Source organism: uncultured Chitinophaga sp. (assembly GCF_937874145.1).
Taxonomy (GTDB): domain Bacteria; phylum Bacteroidota; class Bacteroidia; order Chitinophagales; family Chitinophagaceae; genus Chitinophaga.
Map to the genome: position 1 here is coordinate 1 of NZ_CALNBI010000291.1, position 2,183 is coordinate 2,183.

General features: G+C 57.4%; 1 protein-coding gene and 1 pseudogene. Both read left to right on the top strand.

Translation table 11 applies throughout. The features are described from left to right. Positions 1-1,744 (top strand): SusC/RagA family TonB-linked outer membrane protein (locus Q0510_RS14375; RefSeq protein WP_298713059.1); only part of this gene is annotated, 1,744 nt, incomplete at its 5' end. A 25-nt stretch (positions 1,745-1,769) separates the two neighbouring features. Further along, positions 1,770-2,183, top strand: a pseudogene (locus tag Q0510_RS14380) (RagB/SusD family nutrient uptake outer membrane protein); the annotation flags it as partial.

Here is a 2,183-nt window from a genome sequence, read left to right on the forward strand (position 1 = left end):
GGGCGGCATCAACAAAACCACCCAGCGCAACGATGCGTTCAACAACTCCAAGACCCGCAGCGGCAACCCCGCCACGGTGTACAAGGTGAACGGTTCCGTCATGTATTATGAAACTACCAACTGGCTGAGTGAGAACACCCTGACCTTCGACAAGAAGTTCAACAGGAACCACCGGCTCAATGCCGTGGCAGGCTTCACGGCGCAGGGCAACAAATACGGCGTGCACGGCCTTTCCGCCAACCAGCTCCCCAACGAGGCGCTGGGGCTCAACGGCCTGAGCCAGGGCGTGCCGCAGCCTGTGACCAGCTCCGAATCCGAATGGGCGCTGGCGTCTATGCTGGCGCGGGCGAACTACGTGTACCGGGATAAATATTTCCTCACCGCATCATTCCGCAGCGATGGCTCTTCCAAGTTCCGGGCCGACAACCAGTGGAGTTACTTCCCTTCGGGCGCCGTGGCCTGGGAGATTTCCAAAGAGAAATTCATGAAGCAGGTGCGCTTCATTTCCAGCGCCAAAGTGCGCGCCAGCTGGGGGATTACGGGCAACAACCGCGTGAGCGACTACGCCACCTTCGCGCTGCTTGACTTCGCCACGCGCAATTCCTACTATTCGTTCGGCAACGAACTGCAGCAAAGCGCTATTCCCATCACCATGGCGAGCACCGACCTGAAGTGGGAGAACACGGCGCAGACGGACGTAGGGCTGGATGTCTCGTTCTTCAAATCGCGGTTGTCGCTGGCGGTGGATTACTACAGGAAAGTAACGTCCGACCTGCTGCTGAACGCGCGGCTCCCGCCCACCGTGGGGGATGTGTCCGCCTTTAAGAACGTCGGCAAAACGAGCAACGAGGGACTGGAGATTTCGCTGCACACGCGGAACGTGGATACGAAGGATTTTGCCTGGAGCAGCAGCTTCAATATTTCGTTCAACCGCAGCAAGGTGCTGGCCCTCACCCAGAACCAGGAATCGCTCACGTCTACCATGGGCTGGGATTCCTGGTACAGCAGCGTGGCGCTGTACATCGCCAGGATCGGGCAGCCCGTGGGCCAGTTTTACGGGTATATCTGGGACGGGGTGTATGGGTATGATGACTTCGATCCTTTACCCAACGGCGGTTTCCTGCTGAAGGAAGGCGTTCCTACCAACGGCAACACCCGCGCGGCGATTAAGCCCGGAGATATCAAATACCGCGACCTGAATGGAGACGGCGTGGTGAACGTGTCGGACCAGACGGTGATCGGCAGGGGCTTCCCCGTGCATGTGGGCGGCTTTACCAACGACTTCCGGTACCGCGGGTTCGATCTCAACGTTTTCTTCCAGTGGTCGTACGGCAACCAAGTGATGAACGCCAACCGCATCAACTTCGAAAACGGCAACAAAACTTACCTCAACCAGTACAAGACCTTCGAAAACCGCTGGACGCCGGAGAACACCACCAGCAACATTCCCCGCGCAGGCGGCCAGTACGGCTACGTATATTCTTCCCGCACACTGGAAGACGGATCTTTCCTCCGGCTCAAAACCGTGTCGCTCGGGTATAATATCCCCGCCGCGGTGCTGAAAAGGGCGAAGATCAAGAGCCTGCGGGTGTTTGCGGCCGCGCAGAACCTCGTTACCTGGACGAAATACACCGGTTCCGATCCGGAAGTGGCGATCGGGTATTCCGCCCTCACGCCCGGGTTCGATTATTCGTCGTATCCCCGTGCAAGAACGACTACGCTGGGTCTGAACCTGGGTTTGTAATGCTGAACATTTAAAACGAAAGATTATGAAGAAGCTCATTTCCATTTCCTGCATGGCGGTACTGATGATCGCATCGTCGTGCAGCAAATTCCTGGATAAAAAGCCCCTCTCCACCATATCCCCCAACAACTACTACAAGAACGAAGCGGAAGCGAATTCCGCGTTGGCGGGCGTTTATGCGATCTGCGGGATGGAGTTCATGTGGGGCGGGAGGATTCCTATCCGCCACAACGCGAGTACCGACGAAAGTTTCTACTCCGTCACCAACCAGCTGGTCGGCGTCTGGTGGTTCAATTACGATGGTTCCGACCCGGTGGTGACCGAAATGTGGACCTGGCTGTACAGCGGCATCGAACGCGCGAACATGTTCCTGGCCAATATCGGCGCAACGGACATGGATGCGGTGAAAAAGTCCGCCCTCATCGGGGAGGCGAAGTTC